Source organism: Plesiomonas sp. ISS29, from assembly GCF_056522795.1.
Window position 1 is genome coordinate 877,533 of record NZ_JAWRZQ010000001.1, and the last position, 20,594, is coordinate 898,126.

Sequence of the window (20,594 nt, forward strand, 5' to 3'; positions counted from 1 at the left end):
GATGGCTAAACAACCAGGATTTGATTTTCGAGGTGCTCAGGGTGGGCTGACAGAGCTAAAGCGTCGCTTACTGTTTCTGTTAGGTGCGATTATCGTATTCCGCGCTGGCTCCTACGTGCCAATTCCTGGTATTGATGCCTCTGTTCTTGCGACCTTGTTCGAACAGCAGAAGGGCACCATCATCGAGATGTTTAATATGTTCTCCGGTGGTGCTCTTCAGCGTGCGTCTATCTTTGCTTTGGGTATTATGCCGTATATTTCGGCCTCTATTATTGTCCAACTGTTAACTGTAGTTCATCCTGCGTTAGCTGAGTTAAAGAAAGAAGGGGAAGCGGGGCGTCGCAAGATTAGCCACTATACCCGTTATGGCACGTTAGTATTAGGTACATTCCAAGCAATCGGTATAGCAACAGGTTTGCCGAGTATGGTTCCAGGTCTGGTCGATAATCCAGGCTTTGGTTTCTACTTTACAGCTGTTGTGAGCTTAGTTACGGGAACAATGTTCCTTATGTGGCTAGGTGAACAAATTACTGAGCGCGGTATCGGTAACGGTATCTCCATGATTATCTTTGCAGGTATCGTGGCCGGATTGCCTACAGCTATCGGACATACGTTTGAACAGGCGCGTCAAGGCGAACTGCATGTACTTCTGCTGTTGTTGATTGCGGCTATTGTCTTTGCAGTTACGTATTTTGTTGTATTTGTTGAGCGCGGACAGCGTAGAATTGTAGTAAACTACGCCAAGCGTCAGCAAGGTCGTCGAGTATTCGCGGCACAAAGTACACATCTGCCACTGAAAGTGAATATGGCTGGCGTTATTCCTGCTATTTTTGCTTCCAGTATCATCCTTTTCCCCGCTACGCTTGCGCAGTGGTTTGGACAAGGATCTGGTATGACATGGCTGTCTGACATTGCATTAGCGTTGCAACCGGGTCAACCGTTGCATGCTATGTTATATGCAGCTGCAATCATCTTCTTCTGCTTCTTCTATACCGCGTTGGTGTTTAACCCGCGTGAGACAGCAGATAATCTGAAGAAGTCAGGTGCGTTCGTGCCAGGGATCCGTCCGGGTGAACAAACCGCGAAGTACATTGATAAAGTGATGACACGCTTGACATTAGCAGGTGCGTTATATATCACCTTTATCTGCTTGATACCTGAATTTATGATGGTAGCATGGAATGTTAGATTCTACTTCGGTGGCACATCGTTGCTGATCGTTGTTGTTGTCATTATGGATTTTATGGCTCAAGTACAGACCCATCTGATGTCTCATCAGTATGAGTCCGCTCTGAAGAAAGCAAACCTGAAAGGGTATAGCCGTTAATTCAGAGAACCACCAAAGGTTGCGGAGAGTAGAAATGAAAGTTCGTGCTTCCGTTAAGAAGCTGTGCCGTAACTGCAAAATTATCAAGCGCAACGGTGTTGTGCGTGTAATTTGCAGCGAGCCAAAGCATAAACAGCGTCAAGGCTGATTTACTGCATATTTTTCTTGCAAAGTGACGGCCGGCTGGCTAAATTAGCCAGCCGACCTTTTGTGTGAAGTTGGTATGTCATTTGGGTATCCTGAAAACGGGCTTTTCAGACTGGCATCACCATAAATAAAACTTAGGAGTGCATATGGCCCGTATTGCAGGCATTAACATTCCTGATCATAAGCATGCTGTAATCGCATTAACTGCGATCTATGGCGTTGGTAAAACTCGTTCTCAAGCTATTCTAGCTGCAGCGGGTATTACTGAAAGCACTAAGATCAGTGAGTTGTCTGAAGAACAAATCGATAAGCTGCGTGACGAAGTTGCCAAGTACACCGTAGAAGGTGACCTGCGTCGTGAAGTGACCCTTAGCATTAAGCGTCTTATGGACCTTGGCTGCTACCGTGGTCTGCGTCATCGTCGTGGTCTACCAGTTCGCGGTCAGCGTACTAAGACCAACGCGCGTACCCGTAAGGGCCCGCGTAAACCGATCAAAAAATAATCGGGGTTTAGAAAATGGCTAAAGCTCCAATTCGTGCACGTAAGCGTGTAAAAAAGCAAGTTTCTGACGGTGTGGCTCATGTCCATGCGTCTTTCAACAACACCATTGTGACTATTACTGATCGTCAAGGCAATGCTCTTGGTTGGGCTACTGCTGGCGGTTCAGGTTTCCGTGGTTCTCGTAAATCTACTCCATTTGCTGCTCAGGTTGCTGCAGAGCGCTGTGCTGAAATGGTTAAAGATTACGGTCTAAAGAACCTGGAAGTAATGGTCAAGGGCCCAGGCCCAGGTCGTGAGTCTTCCATTCGCGCGTTAAACGCGGCTGGTTTCCGCATCACTAACATTACTGATGTGACTCCGATTCCTCACAACGGTTGTCGTCCGCCGAAGAAACGCCGCGTATAACTCGACGTTTCTATAGGATTGTTGGAGAAAGAAAATGGCAAGATATCTGGGCCCTAAGCTCAAACTGAGCCGTCGTGAAGGTACTGACCTGTTTTTGAAATCAGGTGTACGCGCGATTGACTCTAAGTGTAAAATTGACACCGCTCCAGGTCAACACGGTGCGCGCAAGCCTCGCCTGTCTGACTACGGTGTTCAGTTGCGTGAAAAGCAAAAAGTACGTCGTATTTACGGTGTCTTAGAGCGTCAATTCCGTAACTATTACAAAACCGCAGCTCGCCTCAAGGGTAACACTGGTGCAAACCTGCTGGTACTGTTGGAAGGCCGTTTAGATAACGTAGTTTACCGTATGGGTTTTGGTGCTACTCGCGCTGAAGCACGTCAACTGGTAAGCCACAAAGCGATCATGGTTAACGGTAAAGTCGTTAACGTAGCTTCTTTCCAAGTTTCTGTGAATGATGTTATCAGCATTCGTGAGAAATCTAAAAAGCAGGCTCGTATCAAGGCAGCGATGGAGCTGGCTGAGCAGCGCGAAAAGTCAGTATGGCTGGAAGTAGATGCTGCTAAGATGGAAGGTGTGTTCAAGCGCATTCCTGAGCGCTCCGATCTGTCTGCGGACATTAACGAACACCTGATCGTCGAGCTTTACTCCAAGTAAGGCTTAGCAGCAAAGAGAGGACACAATGCAGGGTTCTGTGACAGAGTTTCTTAAACCGCGCCTGGTAGATATCGAGCAAATCAGTTCGACGCATGCCAAGGTCACCCTTGAACCACTTGAGCGTGGCTTTGGCCATACTCTGGGTAACGCACTGCGCCGCATTCTGCTTTCGTCTATGCCGGGTTGCGCGGTGACTGAGGTTGAAATTGATGGTGTACTGCACGAGTACAGCACCAAAGAAGGTGTACAGGAAGATATCCTGGAGATCTTGCTCAACCTGAAAGGGCTCGCGGTCAAGGTTCAGGGTAAAGATGAAGTCATTCTGACTCTGAATAAATCTGGTATCGGCCCTGTAACCGCAGCCGACATCATCCATGACGGTGATGTTGAGATCGTGAATCCGCAGCATGTAATTTGCCATCTGACTGATGATAACGCAGCAATTAGCATGCGTATCAAGGTTCAGCGTGGTCGTGGTTATGTGCCGGCTTCAGCTCGTATTCATACAGAAGAAGACGAGCGTCCGATCGGTCGTCTACTCGTCGATGCCTGTTTTAGCCCGGTAGAGCGCATTGCATACAATGTTGAAGCTGCCCGTGTAGAACAGCGTACCGATCTGGACAAGCTGGTTATCGAGATGGAAACCAACGGCACAATTGATCCTGAAGAAGCGATCCGTCGTGCCGCGACCGTTCTGGCTGAACAGCTGGAAGCTTTCGTTGACTTACGTGATGTTCGTCAGCCGGAAGTGAAGGAAGAGAAGCCGGAGTTCGATCCGATTCTGCTGCGTCCTGTCGACGATCTGGAATTGACTGTCCGCTCTGCTAACTGCCTTAAGGCAGAAGCTATCCACTACATCGGTGATTTGGTACAGCGTACAGAAGTTGAACTATTGAAGACTCCAAACCTTGGTAAGAAGTCTCTGACTGAAATCAAAGACGTTTTGGCATCTCGTGGTTTGTCTCTGGGTATGCGCCTGGAAAACTGGCCTCCAGCAAGTATTGCTGACGAGTAACCAGATCACAGGTTAAGGTTTTTCTGAGAAGGATAAGGTCATGCGCCATCGTAAGAGTGGTCGTCAACTGAACCGTAACAGCAGCCATCGTCAGGCTATGTTCCGCAACATGGCCAGCTCTCTGGTTCGTCATGAAGTAATTAAGACGACCCTGCCTAAGGCAAAAGAGCTGCGTCGTGTGGTTGAGCCGCTGATCACGCTAGCTAAGATTGACAGTGTTGCTAACCGTCGTCTGGCATTCGCACGTACTCGTGATAACGAGATCGTTGCAAAATTGTTTAATGAACTGGGCCCACGTTTTGTAAATCGTGCTGGCGGATACACTCGTATCCTGAAGTGCGGTTTCCGTGCGGGTGACAAAGCTCCGATGGCTTACATCGAGCTGGTTGACCGTGCTGAGTCTGTTGCAGAAGCAGCAGCTGAGTAATCGCCCCTAATAAAAAAGCCGGGTTTATCCCGGCTTTTTTATATCTTGTGACCCGTCCTGAATAGCGTTGACACGTTCCTGACTTAAATCTGGAGAACGTGATGATGATTGAGTTCAAACGCACCCAAATGCACTGGCTGAGCGAATAAACGGGATCCTGAAAAATGAGTTTTTACTCTCGCGTCCTGCAGACCTAGCGCAAGCCCGGGAAATGGTAAAAGAATCCGTGGCAATTTATAACCATGAGCGGCCACACCTGGCCCTGAAATACAAAACGCCCGATGATGTTCATCAGGCGCTTTACAGACAGAAAACTGTCAACTTATATCAGGACTAGTCATTGCATTTGGTGCTACTACTTTTCTTGTGTTTTTAAATCCCACCTTTATTTTTTTATCCTGTTTTATCCTGTTTTATCCTCTCTAATCTCTAATCTCTAATCTCTAATCTCTAATCTCTAATCTCTAATCTCTAATCTCTTATTTTTGTTGTTGTTTGAGTAAATCTCTGATTTCAATGAGTAGTTTTTCTTGTGTGCTTGGTTCTGCTACTGCTGGTTTTTCTTCTTGTGCATCTTCTTTGCGTTTTAAGCGGTTAAGCGCTTTGATTGCAATAAAAATAGCAAAGGCGACGATGGTAAAATCAAACAGTTGTTGTAAAAACATGCCGTAGTTGAGCATCACGGCGGGAGCACCGCCAGCGGCTTCACGTAAAACGAGATGGAACTGTTTAAAGTCAATACCACCTATCAGTAATCCAAGTGGTGGCATGATGATATCGGCGACGAGCGATGAGACTATTTTACCAAATGCTGCACCGATGATGACACCGACGGCAAGATCAACCACGTTGCCACGCATGGCAAATTCACGAAATTCTTTTAAAAAGCTCATAGTGTTTCCTATCAATTAAGGTGAATATGGGTATTGATAGTATGTGATGCATTGTGTCTTTTTTGTAGTGTTGTTTGTTGTCATGGGTAATAAAAAAGCAGAGATAGCTCTGCTTTTTTAGTTATTGGGGGGGGGAGGAACGTTACAAAAAGAACGGGCTTGGCTGGAACAGGCGTTCAACATCAGGGATGTGTTTTTTGTCAGTCAGGAACATGATGACGTGATCACCCTGCTCAATTGTTGTGTCATCGTGTGCGATAAAGACTTCTTCACCACGGACTACTGCACCAATGGTGGTGCCTGGAGGTAGTCGTATTTCAGACACTGTACGGCCGACAACTTTGGACGTAGTTTCATCACCATGTGCAATGGCTTCAATGGCTTCTGCAGCCCCGCGCCGCAAGGAAGAGACGCTGACGATATCGGCTTTTCTGACGTGAGTAAGTAAGGCTGAAATAGTGGCTTGTTGAGGTGATATGGCGATATCAATAACGCCGCCTTGTACCAAATCCACGTAAGCAGTACGTTGGATAAGTACCATGGCTTTTTTTGCGCCGAGTCTTTTCGCTAACATAGCTGACATTATGTTCGCTTCATCGTCATTGGTGATGGCAATAAAGACATCAATTTGTTCGATGTGCTCTTCGGATAAAAGTTCTTGGTCGGAGGCATCACCACAAAAAACGATGGTGTCGTGTAGCATTTCGGCTAATTCTGCCGCGCGCTCAGGGTTTCGTTCGATAAGTTTTATACTGTAGGTTTGTTCAAGGCTTTTTGCTAATCCAGCTCCTATGTTACCCCCCCCGACAATCATCAGGCGTTTATACGGTTTTTCTAACCGTTGCAATTCACTCATTACGGCACGGATATGGTGCGTGGCGGCAACAAAGAAAACTTCGTCATCAGCTTCTATGATGGTGGTGCCTTGAGGACGAATGGGGTGATCTTGGCGGAAAATAGCGGCAACGCGGGTGTCAATGTGTGGCATGTGTTCACGTAAGGCGGAGAGTGCGTTACCGACCAGTGGCCCGCCATAGTAGGCTTTAACTGCAACTAAACTGACTTTATCCTCTGCAAAATTAACAACTTGCAGTGCACCAGGGTATTCAATCAGTTTACGGATATAGTCAGTAACCAGTTGTTCTGGTGAGATTAAATAGTCAATAGGTACAGCTTCGTTACTAAATAAGCGGCTTTGCTCTTTTATGTATTCGGGGGCGCGGATCCGTGCAATACGGTTTGGAGTATTGAAGAGTGAGTAGGCGACTTGGCACGCAATCATGTTGGTTTCGTCAGAGTTAGTAACGGCAACCAACATATCTGTGTCTTGTGCGCCAGCCTCACGTAATACGCGTGGGTGCGCACCGTGGCCGAGTACAACTCGGAGATCGAATTTATCCTGCAGTTGACGTAAACGTTCAGGATCTTTATCGACTATGGTGATGTCGTTATTTTCACCGACTAAGTTCTCAGCCAATGTACCACCGACTTGACCTGCACCGAGGATAATGATTTTCATGAAGTTTTTTCCATGTCTTTGCGGTTAGATACTTTTCTTCAGTTTGGCATAGAAGAAGCCATCACCACTGAGCGTGTCGGGAAGAAGCTGCCAGTATGGGGCAGTTTCGGTATCCAGATCTATGCGCTGAGCATCAGGTGTACGTTGAAGAAAATCATCAATTTGCAGTGCGTTTTCTTCCGGCAATATTGAGCAGGTTGCGTAAACTAGAGTGCCACCAGGTTTGAGTTGTTGCCAGTTAGCATCAAGAATTTCGCGCTGTAATGCGGTCAAGGTTGCAATATCATCATCACGGCGCAGCCATTTAATGTCAGGATGACGGCGAATTACGCCGGTTGCTGAGCAAGGTGCATCAAGCAAGATCCGGTCAAACTGTTCACCTTGCCACCACGCTTGTGGTGTTCTGCCATCTCCACAAATTAGAGTTGCTTGTTGCTGTAGGCGATTGAGGTTCTCTTGTACCCGATTGAGACGATTTTGTTCGACATCAACGGCAATCACGCGTGCTTGTGGTGCGGCTTCGAGTATGTGAGTGGTTTTTCCGCCCGGTGCGGCGCAAACATCGAGGATCAACTCATGATTTTGTGGCGCAAGCAGATCTACGGCGTGTTGAGCGGAAACATCTTGTACGGTGATCCAGCCAAGATCAAAACCTGGTAGGGCAGTGACAGCGCTAGGCGTGGTCAGGAAAATTGCATCGGCTTGCAGCGGGTGGGCAGTTGCTTCAATTTCTTGTTGCTGCAACAGGGCAAGGTATTGATCTCGGGTGTTGTGCTGGCGGTTTACACGCAGCCACATCGGGGGCTTTTGATTGTTATTGTGTAAAATATCGGCCCATTTTTCTGGATATGCTGCCCGTAAGCGCTTTACAAACCACTGTGGATGTAAGCAATTATCAGCAGTTTTTTGATCGCTGATACGCAATATTTCATCACTTTCACGCTGAAAACGGCGTAGCACACCATTTACTAATCCGCGTAATGCCGGCCGTTTTAAGCTAACAACAGCGTTAACACATTCGCCAACGGCAGCATGAGGGGGAATGCGGGTATAAATTTGTTGATATAGCCCGAGTATCAATAGGTGGTGAACAACCCGCTGTTTGCCGGTGAGTGGTTTATCCATCAACTGTTTTAAACAGCTCTCTAACCGAGGTAAGACGCGTAGTGTACCAAAGCAGAGCTCTTGTAATAAAGCATGGTCGCGTTCAGCAATCTGTTGCTGTGCTTTGGGTAACACGCTGCTAAGAGAAAGCCCGCGATCAAGTACTTGGTGGATCACTTCGGCCGCTGCCGCACGTAAATTTGTTTTCATAGCAACCCAGTCAGAGTCATTAAACGGTGATCAAAAAAAGCCGGCAATGCCGGCTATCGATAATTAGGCGAGGATATTTCCGGGGGTAAACCACTCACGGCGTGAGTTCAGGAGGTCCTGAATGGCCATGGGTTTTTTCCCTGGTGGTTGCAGTGTGATCAGGTTCAGGATGCCGGTGCCGGTAGCCACATAAATACCGTGCTTATCGGCTTGTAATATTGTGCCGGGTTGTGTGTTGTGGGAGGTATTGATGACTTCCACATTCCAGACTTTAATATTTTGATCGGCAACAGAAAAATAACTCATCGGCCATGGATTAAACGCTCTGACACAGCGAGCGAGAAAATCTGCCGGTTGTTGCCAATCAAGTTTGGCCTCTTCCTTGGAGAGTTTTTCTGCATAGGTCACATCAGCCTCATTTTGTACCTGAGGTTGCGCTTTTCCGTCAGCGAGTTGCGTCAAGGTATCCACTAGGGCTTCTGGCCCCATATCGGCTAATTTCTGGTAGAGCGATGCACTGGTCTCGGTTGGTTCTATCGCACAAGAGACTTTGTGCAGCATATCGCCGGTATCAAGGCCGATATCCATTTGCATGATGGTGATCCCCGTGTGGGTATCACCAGCCCAGATAGAACGTTGGATTGGCGCTGCACCACGCCAGCGCGGAAGCAGAGAACCATGCACGTTAATGCAGCCTAAGCGCGGCATATCGAGTACGGCTTGTGGTAAAATTAAGCCATAGGCAACGACCACTAAAATATCAGCATTTAACGCTGCCAGTGGTGTTTGATGCTCTTCTTTACGCAGTGTTGGCGGTTGAAATACTGGAATAGCATGTTGCTGAGCCAGCACTTTTACCGGGCTTGCGGTGAGTTTTTTCCCGCGCCCTGCTGGGCGATCCGGTTGAGTATACACGCCAACAATCTGATGCTGTGAGGCTAATAAAGCCTCAAGGTGGCGCGCAGCAAAGTCAGGTGTACCGGCAAAAACGATCCGTAGTGATTGGCTCAAAACGTAGCTCCGTTAAGACTGTCGACGAGATTGCTTATCCATCTTCTCGATTTTCTGGCGGATACGTTGACGTTTCAGTGGGGATAAATAGTCAACAAACAAAGTGCCTTCGAGGTGATCCATTTCATGTTGGATACAGATGGCGAGCAGATCATCCGCTTCAAGCTCGAAAGGCTGACCTTCGTAATTTAATGCCCGAATTTTAACGTTTTCGGCACGTGCAACGAGTGCGCGTGAACCGGGAACGGAAAGGCAGCCCTCTTCGATACCGGTATCGCCAGATTTTTCGATCAATTCAGGGTTGATTAGAACAAGGCGTTCATTTCTTTCTTCTGAAAGATCAATCACGACAATACGTTGATGAATATTGACCTGCGTAGCAGCAAGCCCAATACCCTCTTCTTCGTACATGGTATCGAACATATCATCAACAATACGTTGAATTTCGGGTGTTACGTCAACGACAGGCGCTGCTTTAGTGCGCAGACGTTCGTCGGGAAAATGTAATACTTGCAATATCGCCATAAGAGTCTTGGAACTGCACCTTGATTTTTAAACCGATAATCAGTCTCATTCTAGACATTTTAACCCTTGATTGACAGCATTTGGTGGTTAACCATTTTATGGAAGGATTAAATGCCGTGAAGTTTCGCTGGCTATATCTATTTTTGTTGTTGCCGTGGCTGAGTATAAGTGCTCCTCAGTTAAAAGATCATTATCCTTCTGAATATATTGTTAAGCGGGGGGATACGCTGTGGGATATCGCTGGGCGGTTTTTAACTCAGCCGTGGCGTTGGCCTGAAATTTGGCAAACGAATCAGCAAATTACCGATCCGCACTGGATCTATCCTGGTGATCACCTGTTTTTACGTTGGATAAACGGCAAGCCGGTGCTGACTAAAGATCCTCGTGTGCAAAGTGCGTATTCCGGCTTAACGCCGGTACCGGTGCTCGATGTGGGCCGTTTACTGACATATGTGAATCAGCAGCAAGTTATTGACCAAAAAGCGTTGTCAGATCTTCCCAGAGTTATTGGTAATAATGATGGTCAGCGCCGTATGACGGGCGGTCGCCCGTTGTATGTTGATGGCCTGCTGATTGCCGGGCAGCGTTATGCGGTATTCCGTGCTCAGTTACCGGTAAAAAATCAGGATAACAAACTGCTCGGGGTCAGAATGTCGAGAGTTGCCACTATTGAAGCAGTTGATAGTGGTGTGGTCAGTGGCGCGCTCGTGATCGGTGATCCGCTGCTTGAGATCATTGCCGGAGATGTTGTATTGCCAGAAGCTGATGCCGAAGCCTATTCAACCAATATGGCTTTACGGGCGGCAACGTTGACACAAGCGAGTGTGTTGGAGAACTCAAATCAAAGTGAGTGGATGACACCCCGCGATATAGTGGTGTTAGATGCGGGTACTGAGCAAGGTGTAAAGGCGGGGGATGTATTTTTGATTCGACACCCTGGTCTGGCAACGGTTTCAACGCGTGAAGGGCGTAAACTTGCGCAGGATGCAAGTGTCGGCCAGCGCTGGGCTGATCGTAAAGATGAGCGTTTGCCGGGTGAGTTTGTTGGGCAACTGGTGGTATTTCAAGTCACCGATAAACTCAGCCTTGGCTTGATTATGTCGTTACAAGAGCCAACTCGGGTTGGTGCTGAGCTTGTTAGCCCTCGCTATGCCGAATCTTCTTGATACTTGGCTGCGCTTATACAGCGTGCCGGGTATGGGCCCGGTGCGCATTCAGCAGCTTCTTTCCCGTTATTCTATTGCTGATTTTCCCCTATTCGATCAGCTTGCATGGCAGAATATTGGTTGGAGTGATAGCCAAATTCAGCACTGGTTCAAACAATCTTTGGCTATTGCTGAAAGTTGTAAGCTCTGGGCTGATAACCCTGACTGCCATATTATTACCTTTGACTCACCGTTTTATCCCTCACTGTTGAAAGAGATTTCAGCACCACCTCCGGTATTGTTTGTGCGGGGGGATCCCGATGTATTAATGCGCCCACAATTGGCAATGGTAGGAAGCCGCCACTGCACGGCTTACGGCCAGCAATGGGCTAGTTATTTTTCCAGTGAGTTTGCTCGTGCCGGTATTGTGGTGACCAGTGGATTAGCATTGGGTATTGATGCGTATTGCCATAAAGCAGTATTGGAAGCGAATGGTTCTACCGTTGCGGTGCTTGGGTCAGGGCTACAGAAGCTCTATCCTGCCCAGCATGCTTCTCTTGCTGCGCGTATTTGCGCGCAAGGCGGGGCAGTGATTTCTGAGTTTTTCCCCCAGCAGGCAGCAAAACCGGAATATTTTCCGCGGCGTAACCGTATTATCAGTGGGTTATCGGTCGGATTATTGGTGGTTGAGGCAACAGAGTCGAGTGGATCGCTGATTTCAGCGCGTTACGCATTAGAGCAGGGGCGCGAGGTTTTTGCATTACCGGGGGCTGTGGGGCACGGAGCGAGTAAAGGGTGTCATCAACTCATCAAGCAAGGGGCTTGGTTGGTGGAAACACCCAGTGATGTTTTAGAACAGCTGAGCAACCTAATTTGTTGGGTAAATGAACAGCAGCAAGAATTAAATGATGATCCCGTAGTTGAGCAATTGCCATTTGCTGAGGTGTTAGCTACCGTAACGGAAGAAGTTACACCTGTAGATGTTGTCGCTGAACGTACCGGTCAGTCTGTTTCTGATGTTTTGGTAAAGTTACTAGAGCTTGAGTTAACGGGCTGGATCACAGCAGTACCTGGCGGCTATGTCCGAATTAGGAGGACAGGCCATGTTTGATGTATTGATGTACTTATTTGAAACCTACGTGCATACCGAACAAGAAATGCGCGTTGATCAGGATATCTTAACTGATGAGCTCTCAAGAGCCGGTTTTCATCAGGATGATATAAATAAAGCCCTTATCTGGTTGGAGAAACTGGCCGAACTGCAAGAGAGTGATATTAAGCCTTATTTGCTGGCTCCTGCACCTAATACCGTACGTATTTATACACAAGAAGAAGAGAATAAAATCTCGTTAACCTGCCGGGGATTTTTACTGTTTCTTGAACAGATCCAAGTGCTCGATTCAGATACCCGAGAAATGGTGATTGATAGGGTCATGGAGATCGAGTCAGACGAGCTGGATTTGGAAGATGTAAAATGGGTTATCCTGATGGTGCTGTTTAATGTTCCCGGACATGAAAGTGCATATGAAAAGATGGAAGAGCTTCTTTTCGACGCTAATGAAGGATTGCAGCACTAAATGACTCGTAAAGATACAGTGTTTCCGGTGAAAGATATCGTAGATTGCTGCCCAGAATGTGGAGCACTCTTGCAAATTAAACAAGGCAAGCGTGGGCTGTTTCTTGGTTGTAGCGCTTATCCTGTGTGCCACTATTTGCAGCCTGTACAGGCACGCGAAAGTGTTATTGTAAAAAGTCTTGATAGCGTGTTATGTGCCGAATGCGGCCAGACAATGGTGTTGCGCCAAGGAAGATTCGGCATGTTTATCAGCTGTTCAGCTTACCCGGTTTGTGAGTACACACAATCTCTGGAAGAACCCGCAGACATGGATATTACTTGCCCGCAGTGTATGAAAGGGCATTTGGTGCAACGGCGATCGCGCTACGGCAAAACATTTTATGGGTGTAATCATTACCCAAACTGCCAGTTTATTATCAATTTTAAACCCGTACAGGGGGAGTGCCAGCAATGTCACTACCCTTTATTGCAAGAGCGAAAAACAGCACAGGGAATAAAGCAGCAATGTGCCAGCAAATGTTGTGCGGCATGGGTTGCCTTGGTGGATGACAAAAATCATACGGCTGACTGAACAGTGCGGTCTATTTTTATGTCATATGTTAAAAAAAGATAATAACCAACTCTTATCACTGATGATTGTGAACTTATGACCGTCAACTCAACAACTGCACTTTCAGAACTTGTTATTGCCCTGCAGCAGGGGCATGTCGTGGCTTATCCTACCGAGGCTGTATTTGGTGTGGGTTGCGATCCTGATAACCCAGAGGCCATTGCGGCACTGCTGGCTTTAAAGCAGCGGCCCGTAGAAAAAGGGCTGATTTTAATTGCCGCAGAATATCGGCAACTGCAACCTTATATAGATGAAACACAATTAACACCTGAGCGTTTAATTGATATTCAGCATACCTGGCCTGGGCCCGTTACGTGGGTTATGCCGGCAAAGCAGGGAGTCTCAACTTGGCTGACCGGTCAATTTAGCTCTATTGCCGTGCGCGTTTCCGCCCACCCTGACGTGCAGCGCCTATGTCAGGCATTTGGTAAACCGATTACCTCTACCAGCGCAAACTTATCTGGCTTGCCGCCTTGTAAAACGGTCGAACAGATTAGATCTCAATTTGCCGCGTCACCGTTGCTATTAATGGAAGGTGTTGTTGGTGGCCGTGAAAACCCCTCAGAGATCCGAGATGCATTAACCGGAAGCGTATTTCGGCAGGGGTAAATGTGCCTATTACGCTTGATTAAAGTGAAAAGTGAACTTCATTTTTGTATTGTGCACACGAAGGAACGGTTATGGATCGTTATGCTGTTATAGGCCACCCGATATCCCACAGTAAATCCCCCATCATCCATCAGCAGTTTGCACAGCAAACACAGCAAAATATGGAGTACTCAGCATTACTTGGGTCGTTAGAGGGTATTGATGATTATTTAACCCAGTTTTTTCTTCAGGGAGGAAAAGGCTGTAATGTTACCGTTCCTTTTAAAGAGGCGGCTTTCTCATTTGCACAAACACTCACTACTAGAGCAGCCCTTGCAGGTGCAGTGAACACATTAAAAATCACTGAGCAGGGGGCTATTATCGGTGACAACACTGATGGAGCAGGCTTAGTTGATGATCTGCAACGCTTGAACTTTCCACTCCATAATGCCCGTATTTTACTGCTTGGTGCAGGTGGCGCTGCGCGTGGTGCATTACACCCTTTGCTTGAACAAAACCCACAAAGCCTGACGATTGCAAACCGCACTTACAGCCGCGCACAAGCACTGCAATTACTTTGCCAGCAGTCAGGTTTTCAGCATGTACAGGCAGCGCATTATCAAGATTTAAATCACAGTGAATTTGATCTCATTATCAATGCCACCGCTAGTGGTTTGAAAGGTGATATTCCGCCACTCGCGTCAGAACTTATAAGTGAAAAAACGGCCTGTTATGACATGTTCTATGCATCAAAGTTGACGCCTTTCCTTTCATGGGCGAAAGCACAAGGTGCTCGACAATATGCAGATGGTTTAGGCATGTTAGTTGCGCAAGCTGCCCATGCATTTATGTACTGGCGTGGCGTTATGCCGCAAATTACTCCCGTTATTCAATACTTACAGCAGCAGAACGGTAATAAGTCATGAATCAAGCTATCTTATTTCCTGAATTAGAAGTCTGGAACAATGAACAGCAGCAAATTGAATTCCCTGCTATTGTTCAAGGAATGCGAATTCAGTGCTGCGTTGGGCTAGATTCACTCTCAGCGTGGGCTAACGCGCCGGTTAGCCCTGAAAATGCATTGCTGATATTTCAACAATATCGTTGGGATATAGAAGAAGGGGCTGAACATGCCATTAACCAACAACAATTTGATGATGAAGGTTATGTGCACATCGAATAAATAATTACCTGATTATGCCTCAAGTCTTTCTGCTAAATACTCATCCTTTAAAAGAACATAATTATCAGCGGAGATTTGTAACATAGCCCGCTCTTCAGCAGTCAGTAACCTAGCTTGGCGCACAGGGTTTCCTAAATAAAGATAACCACTCTCTAAATGTTTGCCGGGCGGAACCAAACCACCGGCACCAATCATCACCTCATCATCAATCTTTGCATCATCAAGAATAATAGCGCCCATCCCAACTAGTACGCGATTACCAATAGTGCAGCCATGTAAAACAGCTTTATGACCAATCGTCACATCCTCGCCAATCATCAGCGGTAAACCTTCCGGTAACCCTACACTTTTACGCGTAACATGCAAAACACTGCCATCTTGAATATTAGAACGTAGACCAATAGAGATATGGTTGACATCACCACGCATGACCACAGTAGGCCAAATGCTCACATCATCAGCTAATACAACATCACCAATAACCACAGCACTACCATCAACCATCACGCGTTGACCCAATGTTGGATAAGTCCCTTTATATGTACGCAGTGCAGCACTATTAAACGTTGCCATCATGCCAGCCTTCTTTTATTTATCAGTTAAAAAGGATAAAAATCTGCATGTCAGTCTAAGACTTACACCTCTAAGCGCAACATTTGCCCCTTAAAAACCATGGAAATGGGGGATTACAGCATGAAATTGATTATAAAATGTCGGTTTCGCTGTAAAAAACAGCACTTGAAATATAAATGTATTTTTACGCTTGCACCAAACTCAAAACTCCCTATAATGCGACCCCACTGACACGGCAACAGCGGCGCAAGCTACTGAAAGCCAAGCAGTAAAGAATAAAACGCTTTTAAGGAATGTGAAAAACAGACCTTGACAGCCAAAGGGAAATGCGGAATAATGCGCGCCCTGTCAACGCGAAAGCGCTGACACTGCTCTTTAAAAAATTAATCAGACAATCTGTGTGGGCACTCGTTGAAGACGCTGACTATCCAAAAGATACTTAGTTAAACGAGTGACTGACAATTTATTTGCTAGTTATTTCGAGCGACAAACTTTAAATTGAAGAGTTTGATCATGGCTCAGATTGAACGCTGGCGGCAGGCCTAACACATGCAAGTCGAGCGGTAGCACAAAGAAGCTTGCTTCTTGGGTGACGAGCGGCGGACGGGTGAGTAATGCCTGGGGATCTGCCCGATAGAGGGGGATAACTACGGGAAACTGTAGCTAATACCGCATAATGTCTACGGACCAAAGTGGGGGCTCTTCGGACCTCATGCTATCGGATGAACCCAGGTGGGATTAGCTAGTTGGTGGGGTAATGGCTCACCAAGGCGACGATCTCTAACTGGTTTGAGAGAATGACCAGTCACACTGGAACTGAGACACGGTCCAGACTCCTACGGGAGGCAGCAGTGGGGAATATTGCACAATGGGGGAAACCCTGATGCAGCCATGCCGCGTGTGTGAAGAAGGCCTTCGGGTTGTAAAGCACTTTCAGCGAGGAGGAAAGGGAGCAGCTTAATACGCTGTTGCTATGACGTTACTCGCAGAAGAAGCACCGGCTAACTCCGTGCCAGCAGCCGCGGTAATACGGAGGGTGCAAGCGTTAATCGGAATTACTGGGCGTAAAGCGCACGCAGGCGGTTTGTTAAGTCAGATGTGAAATCCCCGCGCTCAACGTGGGAACTGCATTTGAAACTGGCAAGCTAGAGTCTTGTAGAGGGGGGTAGAATTCCAGGTGTAGCGGTGAAATGCGTAGAGATCTGGAGGAATACCGGTGGCGAAGGCGGCCCCCTGGACAAAGACTGACGCTCAGGTGCGAAAGCGTGGGGAGCAAACAGGATTAGATACCCTGGTAGTCCACGCTGTAAACGATGTCGATTTGGAGGTTGTGCCCTTGAGGCGTGGCTTCCGGAGCTAACGCGTTAAATCGACCGCCTGGGGAGTACGGCCGCAAGGTTAAAACTCAAATGAATTGACGGGGGCCCGCACAAGCGGTGGAGCATGTGGTTTAATTCGATGCAACGCGAAGAACCTTACCTACTCTTGACATCCACAGAACTTTCCAGAGATGGATTGGTGCCTTCGGGAACTGTGAGACAGGTGCTGCATGGCTGTCGTCAGCTCGTGTTGTGAAATGTTGGGTTAAGTCCCGCAACGAGCGCAACCCTTATCCTTTGTTGCCAGCGCGTAATGGCGGGAACTCAAAGGAGACTGCCGGTGATAAACCGGAGGAAGGTGGGGATGACGTCAAGTCATCATGGCCCTTACGAGTAGGGCTACACACGTGCTACAATGGCATATACAAAGGGCGGCAAGCTAGCGATAGTGAGCGAATCCCATAAAGTATGTCGTAGTCCGGATTGGAGTCTGCAACTCGACTCCATGAAGTCGGAATCGCTAGTAATCGTAGATCAGAATGCTACGGTGAATACGTTCCCGGGCCTTGTACACACCGCCCGTCACACCATGGGAGTGGGTTGCAAAAGAAGTAGGTAGCTTAACCTTCGGGGGGGCGCTTACCACTTTGTGATTCATGACTGGGGTGAAGTCGTAACAAGGTAACCGTAGGGGAACCTGCGGTTGGATCACCTCCTTACCTGCGATACCAGCCTTTGGCTGAGTGCTCACACAGATTGTTTGTTTGTCTTTGCGAAAGCGAAGAGAAAGCTCTTTAAAAATTTGGAAACAAGCTGATAAATAACTGAAGTTCTTAAGAACAAGCGTCTTGAGAAACTGGCATATGACCAGTTTAGTACTTTCATCAATCTGAAATAATTTTGGGTTGTATGGTTAAGTGACTAAGCGTACACGGTGGATGCCTTGGCAGTCAGAGGCGATGAAGGACGTGCTACCCTGCGAAAAGGGTTGGTGAGCTGGGATGAAGCGCTATTAACCAACCATGTCCGAATGGGGAAACCCACCTAAGATAACTTAGGTATCGTTAAGTGAATACATAGCTTAACGAGGCGAACCGGGAGAACTGAAACATCTAAGTACCCCGAGGAAAAGAAATCAACCGAGATTCCGTTAGTAGCGGCGAGCGAACGCGGAGCAGCCCAGAGTCAACATCAGCCAGTGTGTTAGTGGAACGGCCTGGAAAGGCCGGCGATACAGGGTGATAGCCCCGTACATGAAAGTGCACTGGTTGTGAGCTCGATGAGTAAGACGGGACACGTGGTATCCTGTTTGAAGATGGGGGGACCATCCTCCAAGGCTAAATACTCCTGACTGACCGATAGCGAACCAGTACCGTGAGGGAAAGGCGAAAAGAACCCCTGTGAGGGGAGTGAAATAGAACCTGAAACCGTGTACGTACAAGCAGTAGGAGCACCTTCGTGGTGTGACTGCGTACCTTTTGTATAATGGGTCAGCGACTTATATTCTGTAGCAAGGTTAACCGAATAGGGGAGCCGTAGGGAAACCGAGTCTTAATAGGGCGCTTTAGTTGCAGGGTATAGACCCGAAACCCGGTGATCTAGCCATGGGCAGGTTGAAGGTTGGGTAACACTAACTGGAGGACCGAACCGACTAATGTTGAAAAATTAGCGGATGACTTGTGGCTGGGGGTGAAAGGCCAATCAAACCGGGAGATAGCTGGTTCTCCCCGAAAGCTATTTAGGTAGCGCCTCGGACGAATACCTACGGGGGTAGAGCACTGTTTGGGCTAGGGGGTCATCCCGACTTACCAACCCCATGCAAACTCCGAATACCGTAGAGTACTATCCGGGAGACACACGGCGGGTGCTAACGTCCGTCGTGAAGAGGGAAACAACCCAGACCGCCAGCTAAGGTCCCAAAGTCATGGTTAAGTGGGAAACGATGTGGGAAGGCTCAGACAGCTAGGATGTTGGCTTAGAAGCAGCCATCATTTAAAGAAAGCGTAATAGCTCACTAGTCGAGTCGGCCTGCGCGGAAGATTTAACGGGGCTAAACCATGTACCGAAGCTGCGGCAATGACGTTTAGGCGTTATTGGGTAGGGGAGCGTTCTGTAAGCGGTAGAAGGTGTGCTGTGAGGCATGCTGGACGTATCAGAAGTGCGAATGCTGACATAAGTAACGATAAGGGGAGTGAAAAACTCCCCCGCCGGAAGACCAAGGGTTCCTGTTCAACGTTAATCGGAGCAGGGTGAGTCGACCCCTAAGGCGAGGCTGAAAAGCGTAGTCGATGGGAAACGGGTTAATATTCCCGTACTTGTGGTGACTGCGAAGGGGGGACGGAGAAAGTTAGGCTATCCGGGCGACGGTTGTCCCGGTTTAAGCGTGAAGGTGGGAAGACTAGGTAAATCCGGTTTTCTGTATAACACTGAGGCGTGATGACGAAGCACTACGGTGCTGAAGTAGCTGATACTACGCTTCCAGGAAAAGCCTCTAAGCATCAGGTCACCAGAAATCGTACCCCAAACCGACACAGGTGGTCAGGTAGAGAATACTCAGGCGCTTGAGAGAACTCGGGTGAAGGAACTAGGCAAAATGGTGCCGTAACTTCGGGAGAAGGCACGCTGACGGTAGGTGAAATCCCTTGCGGATGGAGCCGAAGTCAGTCGAAGATACCAGCTGGCTGCAACTGTTTATTAAAAACACAGCACTGTGCAAACACGAAAGTGGACGTATACGGTGTGACGCCTGCCCGGTGCCGGAAGGTTAATTGATGGGGTTAGCGCAAGCGAAGCTCTTGATCGAAGCCCCGGTAAACGGCGGCCGTAACTATAACGGTCCTAAGGTAGCGAAATTCCTTGTCGGGTAAGTTCCGACCTGCACGAATGGCGTAATGATGGCCAGGCTGTCTCCACCCGAGACTCAGTGAAATTGAAATCGCTGTGAAGATGCAGTGTACCCGCGGCAAGACGGAAAGACCCCGTGAACCTTTACTATAGCTTGACACTGAATATTGAGCCTTGATGTGTAGGATAGGTGGGAGGCATTGAAACGTGAACGCCAGTTTGCGTGGAGCCGACCTTGAAATACCACCCTTTAATGTTTGATGTTCTAACGTGGTCCCATAATCTGGGATGCGGACAGTGTCTGGTGGGTAGTTTGACTGGGGCGGTCTCCTCCTAAAGAGTAACGGAGGAGCACGAAGGTTGGCTAATCCTGGTCGGACATCAGGAGGTTAGTGCAATGGCATAAGCCAGCTTAACTGCGAGACGGACAGGTCGAGCAGATACGAAAGTAGGTCATAGTGATCCGGTGGTTCTGTATGGAAGGGCCATCGCTCAACGGATAAAAGGTACTCCGGGGATAACAGGCTGATACCGCCCAAGAGTTCATATCGACGGCGGTGTTTGGCACCTCGATGTCGGCTCATCACATCCTGGGGCTGAAGTTGGTCCCAAGGGTATGGCTGTTCGCCATTTAAAGTGGTACGCGAGCTGGGTTTAGAACGTCGTGAGACAGTTCGGTCCCTATCTGTCGTGGGCGTTGGATGATTGAGGGGGGCTGCTCCTAGTACGAGAGGACCGGAGTGGACGTATCTCTGGTGTTCCGGTTGTCACGCCAGTGGCATTGCCGGGTAGCTAAATACGGAAGAGATAAGCGCTGAAAGCATCTAAGCGCGAAACTTGCCCCGAGATGAGTCATCCCTGAGGCCTAGAGCCTCCTAAAGGGTTGTTGGAGACTACGACGTAGATAGGCAGGGTGTGTAAGCGTAGCGATACGTTGAGCTAACCTGTACTAATTGCCCGTGAGGCTTAACCATACAACGCCAAAGTTATGTTGGACGATGAAGTTCAGACGATGT

At 48.0% G+C, this 20,594-nt stretch carries 20 protein-coding genes, 2 rRNA genes and 1 pseudogene; 17 read left to right on the forward strand and 6 right to left on the reverse strand.

Annotated elements, in window-relative coordinates; all coding sequences use genetic code 11:
• Position 1 precedes the first annotated feature (1 nt).
• The 8 genes and pseudogenes from secY to AC1HDJ_RS03930 form a co-directional block, all read left to right on the forward strand.
• Positions 2 to 1,327, forward strand: a complete 1,326-nt coding sequence (secY, locus tag AC1HDJ_RS03895) for a preprotein translocase subunit SecY (protein ID WP_479533515.1) — start codon at positions 2 to 4, stop codon at positions 1,325 to 1,327.
• Between the two features lie 34 nt (positions 1,328 to 1,361).
• Positions 1,362 to 1,475, forward strand: a complete 114-nt coding sequence (rpmJ, locus tag AC1HDJ_RS03900; protein ID WP_010862711.1) for a 50S ribosomal protein L36 — start codon at positions 1,362 to 1,364, stop codon at positions 1,473 to 1,475.
• Between the two features lie 145 nt (positions 1,476 to 1,620).
• The gene (gene rpsM / locus AC1HDJ_RS03905) at positions 1,621 to 1,977 is read left to right on the forward strand and encodes a 30S ribosomal protein S13 (RefSeq protein WP_438623192.1); all 357 of its coding nucleotides are present in this window, start codon (positions 1,621 to 1,623) and stop codon (positions 1,975 to 1,977) included.
• A gap of 14 nt (positions 1,978 to 1,991) precedes the next feature.
• Complete coding sequence (rpsK, locus tag AC1HDJ_RS03910; protein ID WP_479533518.1) at positions 1,992 to 2,381, forward strand: 30S ribosomal protein S11; 390 nt, start codon at positions 1,992 to 1,994, stop codon at positions 2,379 to 2,381.
• A 34-nt stretch (positions 2,382 to 2,415) separates the two neighbouring features.
• On the forward strand, positions 2,416 to 3,036 hold the full coding sequence (gene rpsD, locus AC1HDJ_RS03915; RefSeq protein WP_479533521.1) for a 30S ribosomal protein S4: 621 nt from the start codon (positions 2,416 to 2,418) through the stop codon (positions 3,034 to 3,036).
• Positions 3,037 to 3,061: 25 nt separating this feature from the next.
• On the forward strand, positions 3,062 to 4,051 hold the full coding sequence (locus AC1HDJ_RS03920; protein WP_438623195.1) for a DNA-directed RNA polymerase subunit alpha: 990 nt from the start codon (positions 3,062 to 3,064) through the stop codon (positions 4,049 to 4,051).
• A 40-nt stretch (positions 4,052 to 4,091) separates the two neighbouring features.
• A complete protein-coding gene (gene rplQ, locus AC1HDJ_RS03925) occupies positions 4,092 to 4,478 on the forward strand; it encodes a 50S ribosomal protein L17 (RefSeq protein WP_438623196.1) in 387 nt (128 codons plus the stop codon).
• 121 nt (positions 4,479 to 4,599) lie between these two features.
• Positions 4,600 to 4,815 (forward strand): annotated as a pseudogene (locus tag AC1HDJ_RS03930) (integrase core domain-containing protein); the annotation flags it as partial.
• Between the two features lie 142 nt (positions 4,816 to 4,957).
• Here the strand turns inward: AC1HDJ_RS03930 and mscL are convergent.
• The 5 genes from mscL to def form a co-directional block, all read right to left on the reverse strand.
• The gene (gene mscL / locus AC1HDJ_RS03935) at positions 4,958 to 5,371 is read right to left on the reverse strand and encodes a large-conductance mechanosensitive channel protein MscL (RefSeq protein ID WP_479533524.1); all 414 of its coding nucleotides are present in this window, start codon (positions 5,369 to 5,371) and stop codon (positions 4,958 to 4,960) included.
• A 142-nt stretch (positions 5,372 to 5,513) separates the two neighbouring features.
• Positions 5,514 to 6,890, reverse strand: a complete 1,377-nt coding sequence (gene trkA, locus AC1HDJ_RS03940; RefSeq protein WP_479533526.1) for a Trk system potassium transporter TrkA — start codon at positions 6,888 to 6,890, stop codon at positions 5,514 to 5,516.
• A 24-nt stretch (positions 6,891 to 6,914) separates the two neighbouring features.
• Complete coding sequence (gene rsmB, locus AC1HDJ_RS03945; protein ID WP_479533528.1) at positions 6,915 to 8,204, reverse strand: 16S rRNA (cytosine(967)-C(5))-methyltransferase RsmB; 1,290 nt, start codon at positions 8,202 to 8,204, stop codon at positions 6,915 to 6,917.
• A 63-nt stretch (positions 8,205 to 8,267) separates the two neighbouring features.
• Positions 8,268 to 9,215, reverse strand: coding sequence for a methionyl-tRNA formyltransferase (fmt, locus tag AC1HDJ_RS03950; RefSeq protein WP_479533530.1), 948 nt, complete (start codon positions 9,213 to 9,215; stop codon positions 8,268 to 8,270).
• 12 nt (positions 9,216 to 9,227) lie between these two features.
• Positions 9,228 to 9,740, reverse strand: a complete 513-nt coding sequence (gene def / locus AC1HDJ_RS03955) for a peptide deformylase (protein ID WP_479533532.1) — start codon at positions 9,738 to 9,740, stop codon at positions 9,228 to 9,230.
• A 98-nt stretch (positions 9,741 to 9,838) separates the two neighbouring features.
• Here def and AC1HDJ_RS03960 point away from each other — a divergent pair, with 98 nt between their 5' ends.
• The 7 genes from AC1HDJ_RS03960 to AC1HDJ_RS03990 all read left to right on the forward strand — a co-directional run bounded on the left by AC1HDJ_RS03960 (position 9,839) and on the right by AC1HDJ_RS03990 (position 14,842).
• Positions 9,839 to 10,906, forward strand: coding sequence for a LysM peptidoglycan-binding domain-containing protein (locus tag AC1HDJ_RS03960; protein ID WP_479533534.1), 1,068 nt, complete (start codon positions 9,839 to 9,841; stop codon positions 10,904 to 10,906).
• Positions 10,890 to 11,996, forward strand: coding sequence for a DNA-processing protein DprA (gene dprA, locus AC1HDJ_RS03965; RefSeq protein ID WP_479536986.1), 1,107 nt, complete (start codon positions 10,890 to 10,892; stop codon positions 11,994 to 11,996). The genes AC1HDJ_RS03960 and dprA overlap by 17 nt, the downstream gene beginning before the upstream one ends.
• Entirely contained in the window at positions 11,989 to 12,462 is a 474-nt protein-coding gene (locus tag AC1HDJ_RS03970; RefSeq protein ID WP_438623203.1) for a DUF494 family protein, read from the forward strand. Before dprA ends, AC1HDJ_RS03970 begins: the two co-directional genes overlap by 8 nt.
• Positions 12,463 to 13,032, forward strand: coding sequence for a DNA topoisomerase family protein (locus tag AC1HDJ_RS03975; RefSeq protein WP_479533537.1), 570 nt, complete (start codon positions 12,463 to 12,465; stop codon positions 13,030 to 13,032). It abuts the gene before it with no gap.
• A 75-nt stretch (positions 13,033 to 13,107) separates the two neighbouring features.
• Positions 13,108 to 13,680 (forward strand): L-threonylcarbamoyladenylate synthase type 1 TsaC, encoded by a 573-nt coding sequence (tsaC, locus tag AC1HDJ_RS03980; RefSeq protein ID WP_479533539.1) that lies wholly within the window; start codon positions 13,108 to 13,110, stop codon positions 13,678 to 13,680.
• A 71-nt stretch (positions 13,681 to 13,751) separates the two neighbouring features.
• On the forward strand, positions 13,752 to 14,585 hold the full coding sequence (gene aroE / locus AC1HDJ_RS03985) for a shikimate dehydrogenase (protein ID WP_479533541.1): 834 nt from the start codon (positions 13,752 to 13,754) through the stop codon (positions 14,583 to 14,585).
• Positions 14,582 to 14,842 carry a DUF1488 family protein gene (locus tag AC1HDJ_RS03990; protein WP_479533543.1) on the forward strand — a complete coding sequence of 87 codons (261 nt, stop codon included), beginning with the start codon at positions 14,582 to 14,584 and terminating at the stop codon, positions 14,840 to 14,842. The genes aroE and AC1HDJ_RS03990 overlap by 4 nt, the downstream gene beginning before the upstream one ends.
• Before the next feature lie 12 nt (positions 14,843 to 14,854).
• Here the strand turns inward: AC1HDJ_RS03990 and AC1HDJ_RS03995 are convergent, their stop codons facing one another.
• The gene (locus AC1HDJ_RS03995) at positions 14,855 to 15,418 is read right to left on the reverse strand and encodes a gamma carbonic anhydrase family protein (protein ID WP_479533545.1); all 564 of its coding nucleotides are present in this window, start codon (positions 15,416 to 15,418) and stop codon (positions 14,855 to 14,857) included.
• 492 nt (positions 15,419 to 15,910) lie between these two features.
• Here AC1HDJ_RS03995 and AC1HDJ_RS04000 point away from each other — a divergent pair.
• Both AC1HDJ_RS04000 and AC1HDJ_RS04005 read left to right on the forward strand, forming a co-directional pair.
• Positions 15,911 to 17,453 (forward strand): 16S ribosomal RNA (locus tag AC1HDJ_RS04000).
• 192 nt (positions 17,454 to 17,645) lie between these two features.
• Positions 17,646 to 20,552: ribosomal RNA gene (locus AC1HDJ_RS04005) — 23S ribosomal RNA — on the forward strand.
• Together the 16S and 23S rRNA genes form the textbook arrangement of a ribosomal RNA operon.
• Positions 20,553 to 20,594 lie beyond the last annotated feature (42 nt).